Raw genomic sequence first — 13,855 nt, forward strand, 5'->3', positions numbered from 1 at the left:
ATTTACAGGTGAGCGGCTCAGTGCTCGATGGCCGCGATCACCCGATCCAGAAAATCTGCCGGCAGTTCCGCCGTCACCGGCACATACCAGGCGTTGGTCAAACCCAAGTGACCGCATTTTACCGCGTCTTTTTCGGTCATCACGATGGGCAGGTCTGCAGCAAATTGAAAATCGTCCCGGGTGAACTTGTGATGATCCGCAAAGGGGTGTTCGACTAGCTCCAGGCCCATTTGCCGCAGGGTGCTGAAAAACCGCGCCGGATTCCCTATACCGGCAACGGCGTGTACCCGACGCACATCATCCCGCCAGACCGATGAGTCGCTGTCAGCGGCGCCGCCATTGAGGGGTTGCAGCGGCATAGGCTTCAGGTGCATCTTCTCCCCTACCGGACTGCCCTGGCCAGGGTTATTGACCACCACAAAATCCACCTCGCCTAACCGAGACGGGGGCTCACGCAGGGGGCCCACCGGCAAACAGTGGCCGTTGCCCAGATTCCGGGTGCCATCGATCACCACCACTTCGACCTTACGCGCCATCTTGTAATGCTGCAGGCCGTCGTCACTAAGGATCACATTGCACTGGCATTGGTCGCGCAAGTAGCTGACTGCCAAAGGGCGATCCGGCGCGATCACCACCGGCACGCCGCTGCGCCTCGCCAGTAGCAGCGGTTCATCGCCCGCCTCAACGGCCAGAGAAGTGTTGGTAACGAAGTAGGGATAGCTCGGCGCCCGGCTGCCATAACCGCGGCTGCAAATGCCCACCCGATACCCGCGGGCAGTCAGGGCCTCTGTCAGGGCCAGTACCAGCGGGGTCTTGCCGCTGCCGCCCACCGCCAGGTTGCCCACCACCACTACCGGCACCTCGGCAGAAACGGGCCTAACCGATCGCCGGCGCAGCGCACTCAATACGCGAAACACGCCCTCAAGGGGCAGCAATAACCACAGCCACCCGGGTGATCGGCGGTACCAGGCTTTTTCGATTGCACTGGTAAGCCCCACCGGCAATCACTCCTCAAAATTCTTGTTATACAGTTGGGCGTAGGCGCCGTTTTGCTGTAGCAGCTCATTGTGGCTGCCAAGCTCAACAATTTTGCCGCCAGACATCACCGCAATGCAGTCGGCATTTTCAATGGTGGTCAGCCGGTGGGCGATCACAATGGTGGTTCGACCACGCATGATCTCTTCCATCGCCTGCTGAATATGACTCTCCGCCCGGTTATCCAGGGCCGAGGTCGCCTCGTCCAGAATCAATATCGGCGCGTCCTTGAGAAAGGCCCTGGCAATCGCCAGCCGCTGGCGCTGGCCGCCGGACAGCATCACACCGTCCTCGCCAATCAGCGTATCGAGCCCCTGGGGCAACTCATTGATAAAATCGATGGCATGGGCGGCGGTGGCCGCCGCAATCACCGCCTCCCTGCTGGCGCCTGCCATGCCGCCGTAGGCGATATTGTTAAATACCGTGTCGTTGAACAGGGTCACCTGCTGGGTGACCAGAGCCATATGCTCGCGCAAATCAGCCAATTTGTAATCGCGAACATCTCGACCGTCGAGCAGTAATTCACCGCGCTCATGTTGGTAAAACCGGGAAATCAGGCTGACCAAGGTCGATTTGCCCGAACCCGATAGCCCAACCAGCGCCATCGATGTCCCCGCGGGAATCTTGAGATTAATGCCACTGAGTACATCCGGACCGTCAGCCGTGTAGGCAAAGCTCAGGTCTTTAAATTCAATCTCGCCCTTCACCGCATCGGTGACATAGCTGCCAGTATCCTTTTCGGTATCGGTATCAACAAACTCAAAAATGTTCTGGGCAGCCGCCAGGCCCTTTTGAATGGTTGCACTCACCTCAGCCAGTTGGCGAATCGGTTTCGGCAGGAACAAGGCCGCCGACAAATAGGCGACGAAGGCACCGGGAGTCATATCGCCACTGAGGCCAAGGGCAATCCACACCAGGCAACCCGTTGCCAGCACCACCGGGAACTGAACCACGGTGGGACTGATGGCATTGTAAAAGGCCATCTTCAGGTTCTGACGACGGTTGCGGCTACTGGCCTCGACAAATCGGGCCCGCTCCGAGTCGACACCACCGTACAGGCGGATTTCCCGGTAGGCATTGATCGACTCATTGGCGACCTGGTTAACATCGCCCATGGCATTCTGAATTTTTCGGCTGATTTTGCGAAAGCGCTTGCCGACCCAATACACAATCACACCGACCAGGGGCAGCGCCAAAAAGAACACCATGGTCAATTTCCAGTTGGTGTACAGCAGGAACAGCACCAAGCCGAGTGCAAAGCTGCCCTCCCGAAGCACCACTTTCATGGCGTTTACCGCCGCCCCGGTTACTTGCTCAACATTGAAAGTAATGCGGGAAATCAGCACCCCGGTGGAATTGCGATCATAGTAGCTGCTGGGCATATACAGCATGTGATCAAACAGCTCACAGCGAAGAGTGTGCACCAGACGGTGCGAGACCATTGCCAGAAAATAATTCCCGGCCAAAAAACCCCAGCCACGAAAGATACCCAGCACGACCATGACCACCACAATGGCACCACGGGCATTGGCCAGATCAAAATCCTCACCCCCGGCCTTCCACATCAGCTTGGCGATAATGCCGCCCTCGCCGCGCTCCATATTGCCGCCAATATAGTCCACCACCAGCTGCATCAAATCAGCCAGCAGTACCTGGGTAGCGGAATAGAGTGCAAAGCCCAGCACACTGAGCAAAAACAGGTGCCAACTGGGAACGACGTACTTGAGCAGCCGCCCGTAGATATACAGATCAGATTGGTCTCTTTTCATAGCGTGAACTCCCCGCAGGGAGTTAATTCGGTCCTTGGCCCCCTTGGGGCTTTTGAGTGGTCAGGCTCAAGCGGGAAAAACCCAAGCGCCCTGCCGCGTCCATCGCGGTCACGACTGCCTGATGCGGGCTGTTGGCGTCGGCGGTGATCATCACCGGCATATCGGTGTCCCCTTCGGCCAAGCGTTCTATGGCGGCCATCAGCGCATCAATGTCACGGCCCTGCAGCGCCTTTTCATTTATTCGGTACTGTCCCTGGCTGTCTACCACGATTTCCAGGGCCATTCTTTCCTCCGGCGGCGGCTCGCCGGTCGCGGTTGGCAACTCAATCTGTAGACGGCTTTCTTTGGTAAAGGTTGTAGAAACCATGAAAAAAATCAGCAGCAGAAACACCACATCAATAAGAGGGGTGAGATTAATCCCGCCGTCTTCAATACGCTGGCGCCGAAATTTCACGAGGCCTTACTCGCCTCGGTCGGCGCATTGGCGGCTTCCTTCACCGCAGTGTCGCCGTACATCGCATTGAGCAATTTGATGGATTCCTGCTCCAGGTTTACCACCAGACCATCTATTTTGCGCAGAAAGTAGCGATGCATCATCAGCGCCGGAATCGCAACACACAAGCCCGAGGCGGTGGTAATCAGCGCTTCGGAAATACCACCAGCCAGTATGGCAGTGTTGCCAGAGCCTTCGATCATAATGTCGGTAAACACCCGAATCATCCCCAGCACGGTGCCGAGCAAGCCCAACAGCGGCGCAACAGCCGCGATGGTTCCCAGGGCATTGGTGTAGCGCTCAAGGTCGTGAATGACATGGGAGGCGGCATCCTCGATGCTTTCCTTCATCACCTCGCGGCCGTATTTAGCGTTAGTCAGGCCGGCAGCAAGAATTTGTCCTAGTGGTGACCCCCGGCGCAATTCCCGGAGTTTCTCCGCATCGAGCTTTTTACTCGACAACCACTTCCAGACTTCGCTAAGCAATCCTTTTGGCGCGACTTTTTCAGGCTTCAGGGCCAGCGCCCGCTCGACGCAAATTGCCACGGCAGCAATGGACGATAGTAGGATCGGCAACATCAACCAACCCCCGGCTTTCACCAGTTCCAGCACGGTTATACCCCGGTGTTATATTCGAAAGGGGGCATTATACGGAGTGATCGGGCGCCGAAGAAGTCAAAACCTGAAACCCACCCCACTAATCCACCATTCATGCTTTCCCGCAGCGCCGCAGACTTGAGTGCCCGCGTCAGTGCCCACCTAAGTGCCCACATCAGTGCCAACGTAGTGACGTGAGTGTCTGTATCAACCTCACCTGGTGTTGTCAGCCGTTATCGGAGGGCAAGGGCCACCCCCGCCGCGTTGCCAATAGAAGGGATACCACCGCCAGGCTCGCTGCGCCTGGATACCCTCAGGTGACAGTCTCAGGGCCAGACTTCCCTGCCAGCCCGTGGCCCAGCAATCCGCCCCACTGTCGCGGTAGCGGGTCACAACCAAGGGTGAAGGATGCCCGTAGTGGTGCTTGTAGCCCGATGAGTAAACCACAAGCGCAGGCGTGGTCGACCGAATCAACTCCGCACTGGAGGACGTGCGGCTGCCATGATGCGGGGCAACCACCACCGCCATCGGCGCCAACGAGTCACCGAGCTGGTGCTCCACAACGGAAGAAATATCGCCTGGCAACAATACCCTCCCCGCGTCGCTGCCGATCACCAGCACGCAGGACGCGTCATTACTGTTTTTGTGAGACGGGCTGGCACGACGCAAAAACACGAAAGGCACACCATCCCAGACCCAGCGCAGACCGGAATGACACGCCTTCGCACGATTTCGCCAGGGCAACAATATCGCCGGTAGCGGTTCACCATGGTAGAGGGCTCTAACAGGAACGCGGTCCAGGAAATCCGCCGCACCGCCAACGTGATCTCGATCGTTGTGGCTGAGCACCAGTGCGTCCAACTCCCTGATTCGCAATCGGGCAAGACTGGGACGAACAACCGCATCCGCGGTATTGAAGCCGCTGTCATACGCCGGCCCCAGGTCATACACCAGCCCGTGGTGCTCAGTGGTGACGATAATCGACAAGCCCTGCCCCACATCCAGCACATGTAAATCAAATTGCCCAGTCGGTGGGCGCGCAGGAGATCCAAGCAACATCGGCAGCAGCAATAACCCGGCTGCCACTTTGCCGGGCAGGCCGGGGCGCAGTAGCAAGATACAACCAACCACACCCAGCACCAGTGTGACCGGACTCGCCGACCAGGCACCACTGGGAAACCAACGCTGCACTTGCTCGAGGTAAAGCAGCAGACCCGCCAGCGACAGATCGGCGAATTGCCACAGCGCCTGGCCTGCGAATGGCCACCAGGCGGCAATGACATATCCCAGCAAAATCGCTGGCAAAATCACCACCGCCACCACTGGAATGGCCACCATGTTTGCCGGCAGGGAACCGCTGCTCAAGGTGAACTGCCAGGCGCACAGCAACGGCACCAAACCCACGCCTAACAGCCATTGGGTTTCCAGCAGATTAACCACACCGCCCCGTGACACCCGCTCGGTTGCGCCATAAAACCGCCAGAAGAGCAAAAACACCGCACCGAAGGACAAAAAGAAGCCGGGCTGGTGGGCTGCCATAGGATCTAACAAGGCGACCCCCAATAATGCCAGACTGAGGCACTGCCACACCTGCACGCGCCGATGCAGTAACCTTGCCGCGATGAACGGCAGCAACATGATCAGCGCCCGGCGGGTGGGCAGGGAAAATCCCGCCATCGCGCCGTAACCGAGGGCCAGCAGCAAGCCTAGCAGCGGGGGTATCCGGGTGGCCCAGACGCTGCTCCGAAGCAAACCACCGACCACGCGGCCGAGTAGATACCCCCAGCCCGCTACCAGGCCGATATGCATTCCCGAGATGGCCAGCAGGTGGCCCGTTCCGGTCTCCGTCAGCACTGCCCATCGGCCGGGAGACATGGCGTCGCGCTCTCCAAACAGCAGCGCCAGAATCAGGTCGCCTTGGGCCAGTCCTTCAAGCCGCTGCCACACGCGGCGAATCGCGGTTTGGCGCCAATCTTGCCCAGACTCAGGGGCGGCCCGAAAAATCTCATACTGGCGAATGTAGCCACTGGCGGCGTAGCCATTGCTGAACAGCCAACGGCCGTAATCAAAGGCGCCCAGTGAGGCATAGCCCCGGGGCCGCTTTAAGCGCACGGTGGCAAGAACTTCATCCCCTTGTTTCAGGCCCGGCGCGCTGCCATCACCTTGATATAACGTTAAACGAAGCTTACCCAGGCGCGCTGGACAGGCGGTGGCGCCGCAATCCAGCAGCCGGGCTACCATCGCATCGATTCGGATGCGATCACCGGATTGCAGGGCCATCGGCCCGCGCTGCACGAGCAGACGCAAGCGCAGATCCTGCCCCTCCAGCGCCGCTGGCAGTGTCTGGTTGAGGCGCCAGTGGGCGTGGAAGGCAGCAAAACTCAGGCCCAGCACTAATGCCAGAAGGCAGCGGATAATGCGATTGGCGGGATAGCGCAGGCGGAGCCACAGCATCCCCACTGCTGCCATCGAGCAAGTGATCGGGGGTAGCGGCCAGGGCAAATATGCGCTGCCCAGGATGGCGGCCGCTGTCGTCGTCCATGACAACATGCTGGTTTCCCTTATGGCTTGTGTGCATAATAGCGCCGCCTAGCGTGGGCGAAACGCCACTTTGTCACCCTAGAACGCGAGTACTCCAGGGCACATGGCTCGTAAATTCCTAAAACGCCTGCTACCGGCGCCAGAAAAAATGCGCGAACACCCCTCGGTTAGGGTGTTTGGCAGCCTGTTGCATGACCCAAATCTATGGCACCTCAACCGCCGATCCGTGACATTGGCAGTATTCATCGGCTTGTTTGTCGCCTTCATTCCCGTCCCATCGCAAATGTTGCTCGCCGCCCTGACGGCAATCTTGTTTCGGGCGAACCTGCCGCTGTCAGTCATGTTGGTGTGGATTACCAATCCCCTGACCATCCCAGCTATTTTCTACTTCACTTACAAGATAGGTGCTCTGGTGCTGGGCGTCGACACCCACCCCGTGCAATTTGAGTTGTCGATTCACTGGCTGGAAGAGGAATTGATCAAGCTGTGGCGGCCGCTATTGCTGGGATCGCTACTGACTGGCTTGTTTTTCGGCTTGCTGGGCTCGGCATCCGTGCACATCTTGTGGCGCATTCACGTCATTCACCGCTGGCGCAAACGCCGCCTGCAACGAGAATCGCGGGCGCGGCAATCGGATTAGCCGTGGCGCAAAGCTTCAGCTGGCGGCTGCCGGGAGGCGCGCCAGGCCGGATACAGGGTCGCGATCAAACTCATACCGTAGGCCGTTCCGCACACGCCGAGAATGTCTCCCCAGCGCAGGGCCGAGGGCAAATAGTTAATCGGGTAAACATCGCTCTGCAGCAATTGTAGCCCCAGGGCGTGCTCAAGGGCGGCCACCAGATCACCAATCACCAGGGACAACACTACCCCCAAACCGCCGCCAATACTGGTACCGACTCCGGCGATGACCGCACCGTAAACCAGAAAGCTCCGTAAGATATCGCCTCGGCTGGCACCCTGGCTGCGCAGGATCGCGATATCCGCTGATTTATCGTTCACCACCATCACCAATGTAGAGACGATATTAAAAATAGCGACGGCGACCACCGCCAACAGCATCACCACCACCAGTTTTCGTGACATCTGAATGGCGTGGTACATATTGCCAAATTGCTGGGTCCAGTCCCGCACGATGTATTCCCGGCCATGCACCGAGGCCAGCTCCCAGGCGATTCGCGGCGCAGCAAAGACATCGTCGATGCTCACCCTGAGCGAAAGCGGCTCACCGTCAGGCAACAGCGACTGCACCTTGCTTACTGAACCCACCAACAACTGCTGATCTAACTCGGTGCCGGTGGCGACCACCGCCAGAATGGGCAGCCGTGCAAAGCGAACATCCCGGGCCTGATCTGACTGGGGCACCGCCAGACTCAGGCGATCTCCCTCGGTCACGTCAAGTTTGGCCGCCAGAGCACTGCCCAGAATCAGCCCGTCAGGGGCTGCCCGCAAGCGATCCAAATCGACAAAGGTGTTCAAGCTCGATACCGTCGCCTCAGCCGCAGGGTCGATCCCCAGCAGCAAAGCGGGCTCTACCGCCGCACCTTTAATTAACAACACATTGCCCTGCAAAAAGGGCGCCGAGCCAGTCACCGCCGGATGGGTCGCCACCTCAGACTGCAGGCTATCCGCATCCATCGCCCCGCTCTGCCAGGGCTGCAGAGTAATGTGGGGCACCAGGGCCAGAATGCGGCTACGCATTTCCTGATCGAAGCCATTCATGACTGACAACACCACTACCAACAGCGCCACCCCGAGAATCAGGCCGACCATCGACAAACGCGACAGAAAAGACACTAGCTGATTGCCGCTCCGATCCATGGAATAGCGCAGGCCAATATGCCAGGGTAGCCCTCTCATGTTAGCCAGGCTCCCGCTCGCTGAGGTGACCGTCGCGCAAATGCAGTATGCGGTCCATGCGGCCAGCCAGCCCCATATCGTGGGTCACAATCACCAGGCTGATCGACAGCTCCCGATTCAGTTCCAGCAGCAGGTTTTGCACTGACACGGCAGTATCACCATCAAGATTACCGGTGGGCTCATCAAGCAGCACACACGCTGGCGTATTGATCAGCGCTCGGGCAATGGCGACCCGCTGGCGCTCGCCCCCAGAGAGCTCTGCCGGACGATGTTGCAGGCGGTGCCCCAGGCCAACACGCTCCAGTAATACCTTGGCTTTATTCAGCGCGCTCGCCTTTGCCATGCCGCCAATCATCAGCGGCATGGCTGCGTTTTCCAGGGCGGAAAATTCTGCCAGCAGATGGTGAAACTGGTAGACAAAGCCCAGCTCCCGGTTGCGCAGTGCACTGCGGCTGCGATCATCCATCTTGGCCACATTCTGACCCGCAACTTCGACCCGCCCCTCCGATGGCACATCCAGGCCGCCGAGCATATGCAGCAGGGTGGTTTTTCCCGCCCCCGACGGGCCGACAATCGCGACGCGCTCGCCCTGGCTGATCTCCAGATTGATATCGTTAAGAATGTGCAGCTCTTCCGGGCCTTGCCGATAGCGTTTGCCCAGCGCTTCGCAGCGCAGCACCAAGGTTGCAGGATCTCGAATTTCGTCACTCATATCGCAAAGCCTCCGCCGGTTGCACCTTTGATGCCTGCCAGGCCGGATACAGCGTGGCCAGAAAGCTCAGCAGCAGTCCGGCAACACTCACCCCCAGCGCATCCTGCCAGTGCAGCTCCGACGGCAAATGGGTTATGAAGTACACTTGTGGATCAAACAATTGCATGCCGGAAATCTGTTCCAGCCAGGCGACGATATCGCCCACATTCGCAGCGATCAGCAGCCCCAGAATCAGCCCCAGTGCCACACCGAGGATGCCGCTGGCCATGCCATAGATCATAAACACCCTTAGAATCAGGCCCGGGCTCGCCCCCATGGTGCGCAGCACCGCAATGGCACCGCGCTTATCCGAGACTGCCATGGTGAGAATGGAGATGATGTTGAAGGCGGCGATCAAAATAATGAACAGCAGGAGCAAACGCACCATGGTTTTCTCCATTTTCACCGCCTGAAACAGACTGCCCTGACTGCGGCTCCAGTCCTGGCCACGGCTGCCCTCGGGAAATTCCGCCGCCAACTCGGGAATGCGATTGGGAGCGGCGAACATGTCGCTCAGTTCAATTCGCAAACCCTCCACGTCGTCACCAAACTGGTAGAGCCGCTGGGCGTCTTCAATGTGGATAAAGGCGGTGGTGCCATCCAACTGGGCGCCGGCACTGAACACCCCCAGCACCGTGAAGTCCTTCTGCCGGGGAAACAACCCCAGCAGAGTCACTGTCACCTTCGGCAAGGTGACCTGGATGCTATCGCCAATACTCACCCCGAGCTGGCGGGCAAGAATATCGCCCATCACAATGCCAAAATCGCCGCCGCTGCTGGGCAAGCGGCGCCCGGCCAGAATTTTTTCGAACACCGACGACACGCTGTTCTCCAGCTCAGGATCAACACCGTACAAGGCCACGCCGCGCAAGCCATTGCGGCCTGCCAGCAGCGCCTTACCACCGATATAGGGCGCCACCCCGACCACATCCTCCGCTGCCAGCAAGGTCTCCCGAACCTGCTGCCAGTCGGTGAGCCGGCCATTGGCCCCTTCGATATACCCATGGGGCACCACCGCCAGCACCCGCTGACGCAGCTCTGACTCAAAGCCATTCATGACCGACATGACAATAATCAGCGCACAGACACCCAGCATCATACCGAGCAACGAGAACCAGGAAATCAGCGAGAAAAAATGATCGTGACTGGAGGCGCGACGAAAGTAGCGGATACCGATGCTGAGACTGAGTGGTAAAGACATGGCGAGGCGATTGGACCATCCGCTGGCTGAAACTGGCACTATACTATCACTGCAAGACCAAGAATTCGTTGTCATTTGCGCGAGGCAAACTCAACGACACATTCCGCTCAGCAGCACAGGGGTAATTATGCTACTGATACTTCGCTCTGACATTAAAACCGGCGACGACGCCTACCGAGAAACCCTCAAATACCTGCATGCCCTGCCCAACATTGAAGTGCGTGAACACCAGGTACAGGGCCAGCTCCAAGAGCTCCACGAAATTTATCTGCTCGGCAAAACCCACGCCCTCGATGCCGACGACATCGCCAGCTTGCCCGCGGTCGAGCGGGTCATCCGCATCTCCGAGGAATATCGCATCCTGGGCCGCCACAGCGACAGCGCCCGAATCAGCGGTTTCAGTTACCAGGGGCTGACCTTCGACCAGCAAAGCCTGCACGTGTTCGCTGGCTTATGTGCGGTCGACAATAAAAAACACGTGGAAGAAATGATGCGTGCCCTGCAAGCCAACGGCCTGCAATGCAGCCGCATGGGCGCCTACAAGCCCCGCACCAACCCTTATGCATTCCAGGGCCACGGCGCCAGTTGTCTGCCCTGGGTATTCGAGCTGGCAGGCAAGTACGGCATCAAGGTGATTGCCATGGAGGTCACCAAAGAGCAGCACGTTGACGAGATCAACACCGCGCTGGAAGAGACCGGCAACCCCTGCGGCGTGATTCTGCAAATCGGCACGCGCAATACCCAAAACTTCGAACTACTCAAAGCCATCGGAAAACAAAAGCGTCACCCTGCCCTGCTTAAGCGCGGCTTTGGCATCACCCTGAACGAGTCCCTCAATGCCGCCGAGTACCTGGCCAGCGAAGGCAATTCTCAGGTGATCTTTTGCCTGCGCGGTATGAAGAGCGACTTCGGCGCGCCCCATCGTAATCTGGTGGATTTTGCCCAGGTACCCACGGTGAAACGCCTCACCCGGATGCCGGTATGTATTGATCCCTCCCACTCCGTCGGCAGCCGGGAGCGCGCCCCCGATGGCGTGTTGGAGCTTTGTCATGCCACCGCACAGGGCGTGGCCGCCGGCGCGAATATGGTGCTGGTGGATTTTCATCCAGCACCGGAAAAGGCGCTCGTTGATGGGCCTCAGGCGATGTTGATGAGTGAGCTTGAGCCCTTTCTCAAGGATGTTGAGATTGCGCGGGAGGCCTATCTCAAGCGCTGCGCGGTTTGGCAGTAAGGCGGTCGCCGGCTTACTTATCCTGCTCGGGAGTCAGATTACTGTTTTGGAATGGAAGCGCGGTTGGGGGTTCTTATCTTTGCGGATGGCGTTTGATTCAATTGGGTCTTGTGGGTCTTGCCTTATGGGCACCCTGTCGGGTTTGTAAAAGGCTTTGATAGCTTTTTTTCGCCCAGCTGGGCGACCTACTTCTTTTTTGCGCCAAAAAAGAAGTAGGCAAGAAAAAGGGCGCTGTATGATTCAGATACATGGGTAACACATTATTTCAAATACATGGGTTACACTTTTATCGTCCAATAGGGGAAGGCTTTACCGCCAATATTGCGCTGGTTAAAGCCACCCAACCTAATGGGTCCAAGGTAGATATCCCAAATTCCATCGTCAACCTGCTCAAGTCCCACACGCTCACCTTTGAGGGAATGGGACACATAGACCTGCCCGCCGCCCCAATAGATTGTACCGCTGCGCTGCACCTTCATTACAGAGTAGTAACTGGGGTACTCCAGCTCCGGAAGTCGCTCGGGATAATGCCGCTGCGAAGCGCTGTAACACGCCTGAGGTACGCTAAGCGCCAGTGATTCGTGTGGGCGCTGCTCATTGTAGTCTCGCCGAAAGATATCCATACAATGCTGCTGAGCTGCCATCGTGTCAGCGACGGGCTTGGTGACGGCCTGCTTCATGGTCCGATGCATCCGTTCATGGCGCCCATTTTGTTGGGGCATTCCCGGTTTGATGCGCTCGGGCACAATGCCCAGCCGCACCCACCAGACCGACAAAGCAGAAAGGCCCCCTGGCGCTTTGCTGGCGAAGGGAACCCCATTGTCACTGCGAATTCGTCGAGGCAGCCCATACTCTTTGAATAGCTGCTCAAAGACTTGCTTAGCCGCCTTTGTTTCGGTTCCCTCAAGCCCCTGACAGCCCAATAGAAATCGGCTGTGATGATCCATCACCGTCAGCGGAAAGCACCACGGCCCGTGGCCAAGCTTGAACTGCCCCTTAAAATCCACACTCCACAAATCATTGGGGGCAGCGACCGGCGCAAAGGGCTCACGATAAGGACTGACCCGTCGCCTGGGTTGGCGGGCCTCAATCAAGCCGTGTCGCTTAAGAATGTTGTGAATGCTAGTGATCGACGGCACCGGTGTATCAGGAAACTGCTCCCGGAGCTTTTGCTGGATCTTCTTCGGGCCCAACGTCATACGACCGATACAACGAGACGCCACCACCGCCTGCTCAATGGCGTAGGGGATCGCCGCTGGGTGATGAAGAGGCCGGCGGCTTCGCTCTTGGAGGCCCTCAATGCCGGAGGCTTGGTATCGCTCGACCCACTTGTAGCCGGTCTTACGGCTGATGCCGTAGCAGCGGCATAGCTCAGCAAAATAGCGCCGACCACCGCGAAGATAATCGCTAATAAATAACACTCGTTCGTCCATCGGTTTCACATCTCGCCAAGGCATGAGCACCTCCTATCCGGTGCTCACTATTTAACCAATGTGTTACCTATGTATTTGAAACAAACTGTTACCTATGTTGTTGAACCCTACACACCCCGGCTCCGCTGCCGATGGCAAAAAGACGCCATCGGTTCCTTGCGCGCTTCGCGTCTCGCGGCGCGACCAACGTGGCCCGAAACAAACTCGCTGCGCTCAAACAGTGTTTCGCTTATCTCCGCGAGCCGCTGCAGTGCTCAGCAGCTCCACAAGGGGGAAAGGCCGCAGCATCGAATTTGGTCTGCTTTCAATGCATCCAGCAGAATAGAAGGCTGCGCCATGTTCAAAACTAAAAGTATTCAATTCGGAGTTCGAGGGTTAATCCCCCTTTGAGCTCGGTGAGCATCGCAGGAATTTGAAGGGAGTCTTTTAGCGAGGACTGTTTGAGCCGCAGGCGAGTTCCGCAGCGTTCCCTTCAAATTCCGAGAAGCGCAACGCACCCGAAGGGCGAGCGATGGGGCGCCCTTTTTCTTGCCTACTTCTTTTTTGGCGCAAAAAAGAAGTAGGTCGCCCAGCTGGGCGAAACCAAAACTCTAAACAAAAGCCAAAATGAACAGCGCTCCCGCAACCGGGGAACCAAGAAAGATACACAGGGAAGAAATGCCAGGAAACAAGGGAATCAGCAAAGGGGCTTCGCCCCTTTGCTCACTTATCGGCGTTGTAAAACTCCACCCCACCCTTCTTGGCAGATGAGGCCGCCGTCTGACTCCGCTCCTCACACTTATTGGGATCATTCCCACAAAGATCACAAACATAGTCCGGATCATTCATGGCCGCGCCAACACCGCCACAAGACCCAGCAATAGGCTTGCGTCCCAGCAACACCCCAATGGACATAGCGGCCATCACCAACATCAAAAATATCGCTGCAGCGATAATGGTTGCCAACAT

At 57.9% G+C, this 13,855-nt stretch carries 12 protein-coding genes; 2 read left to right on the forward strand and 10 right to left on the reverse strand.

Annotation, left to right across the window (positions count from 1 at the left end):
* Window positions 1-17: 17 nt before the first annotated feature.
* From lpxK to NCG89_RS01720, 5 genes are all read right to left on the reverse strand, one after another.
* A complete protein-coding gene (gene lpxK / locus NCG89_RS01700) occupies window positions 18-998 on the reverse strand; it encodes a tetraacyldisaccharide 4'-kinase (protein ID WP_251088043.1) in 981 nt (326 codons plus the stop codon).
* Between the two features lie 6 nt (window positions 999-1,004).
* Entirely contained in the window at window positions 1,005-2,804 is a 1,800-nt protein-coding gene (msbA, locus tag NCG89_RS01705) for a lipid A export permease/ATP-binding protein MsbA (protein ID WP_251088044.1), read from the reverse strand.
* Between the two features lie 22 nt (window positions 2,805-2,826).
* Window positions 2,827-3,258, reverse strand: a complete 432-nt coding sequence (locus tag NCG89_RS01710; RefSeq protein WP_251088045.1) for an ExbD/TolR family protein — start codon at window positions 3,256-3,258, stop codon at window positions 2,827-2,829.
* A complete protein-coding gene (locus NCG89_RS01715) occupies window positions 3,255-3,908 on the reverse strand; it encodes a MotA/TolQ/ExbB proton channel family protein (protein WP_251088046.1) in 654 nt (217 codons plus the stop codon). Before NCG89_RS01715 ends, NCG89_RS01710 begins: the two co-directional genes overlap by 4 nt.
* 198 nt (window positions 3,909-4,106) lie before the next feature.
* Window positions 4,107-6,443, reverse strand: coding sequence for a DNA internalization-related competence protein ComEC/Rec2 (locus NCG89_RS01720; protein ID WP_251088047.1), 2,337 nt, complete (start codon window positions 6,441-6,443; stop codon window positions 4,107-4,109).
* Between the two features lie 94 nt (window positions 6,444-6,537).
* Between NCG89_RS01720 and NCG89_RS01725 the strand changes: the two genes are divergently transcribed.
* Window positions 6,538-7,074 carry a DUF2062 domain-containing protein gene (locus NCG89_RS01725; protein ID WP_251088048.1) on the forward strand — a complete coding sequence of 179 codons (537 nt, stop codon included), beginning with the start codon at window positions 6,538-6,540 and terminating at the stop codon, window positions 7,072-7,074.
* Here the strand turns inward: NCG89_RS01725 and NCG89_RS01730 are convergent.
* The 3 genes from NCG89_RS01730 to NCG89_RS01740 are packed head-to-tail and all read right to left on the reverse strand — an operon-like array spanning window position 7,071 to window position 10,243.
* A complete protein-coding gene (locus tag NCG89_RS01730) occupies window positions 7,071-8,291 on the reverse strand; it encodes a lipoprotein-releasing ABC transporter permease subunit (protein WP_251088049.1) in 1,221 nt (406 codons plus the stop codon). The genes NCG89_RS01725 and NCG89_RS01730 overlap by 4 nt on opposite strands.
* 1 nt (window position 8,292) lies before the next feature.
* Window positions 8,293-9,003: a lipoprotein-releasing ABC transporter ATP-binding protein LolD gene (gene lolD, locus NCG89_RS01735; protein ID WP_251088050.1), complete on the reverse strand. Its 711-nt coding sequence runs from the start codon at window positions 9,001-9,003 to the stop codon at window positions 8,293-8,295.
* Window positions 8,996-10,243, reverse strand: a complete 1,248-nt coding sequence (locus tag NCG89_RS01740) for a lipoprotein-releasing ABC transporter permease subunit (protein ID WP_251088051.1) — start codon at window positions 10,241-10,243, stop codon at window positions 8,996-8,998. Before NCG89_RS01740 ends, lolD begins: the two co-directional genes overlap by 8 nt.
* A gap of 127 nt (window positions 10,244-10,370) precedes the next feature.
* Here NCG89_RS01740 and NCG89_RS01745 point away from each other — a divergent pair, with 127 nt between their 5' ends.
* Window positions 10,371-11,474: a 3-deoxy-7-phosphoheptulonate synthase gene (locus tag NCG89_RS01745; protein WP_251088052.1), complete on the forward strand. Its 1,104-nt coding sequence runs from the start codon at window positions 10,371-10,373 to the stop codon at window positions 11,472-11,474.
* A gap of 278 nt (window positions 11,475-11,752) precedes the next feature.
* Here the strand turns inward: NCG89_RS01745 and NCG89_RS01750 are convergent, their stop codons facing one another.
* Window positions 11,753-12,931 carry an integrase core domain-containing protein gene (locus NCG89_RS01750; RefSeq protein ID WP_251088053.1) on the reverse strand — a complete coding sequence of 393 codons (1,179 nt, stop codon included), beginning with the start codon at window positions 12,929-12,931 and terminating at the stop codon, window positions 11,753-11,755.
* Window positions 12,932-13,609: 678 nt separating this feature from the next.
* On the reverse strand, window positions 13,610-13,855 hold the full coding sequence (gene nqrM, locus NCG89_RS01755; protein ID WP_251088054.1) for a (Na+)-NQR maturation NqrM: 246 nt from the start codon (window positions 13,853-13,855) through the stop codon (window positions 13,610-13,612).

It is taken from the genome of Spongiibacter taiwanensis (assembly GCF_023702635.1).
GTDB lineage: Bacteria > Pseudomonadota > Gammaproteobacteria > Pseudomonadales > Spongiibacteraceae > Spongiibacter > Spongiibacter taiwanensis.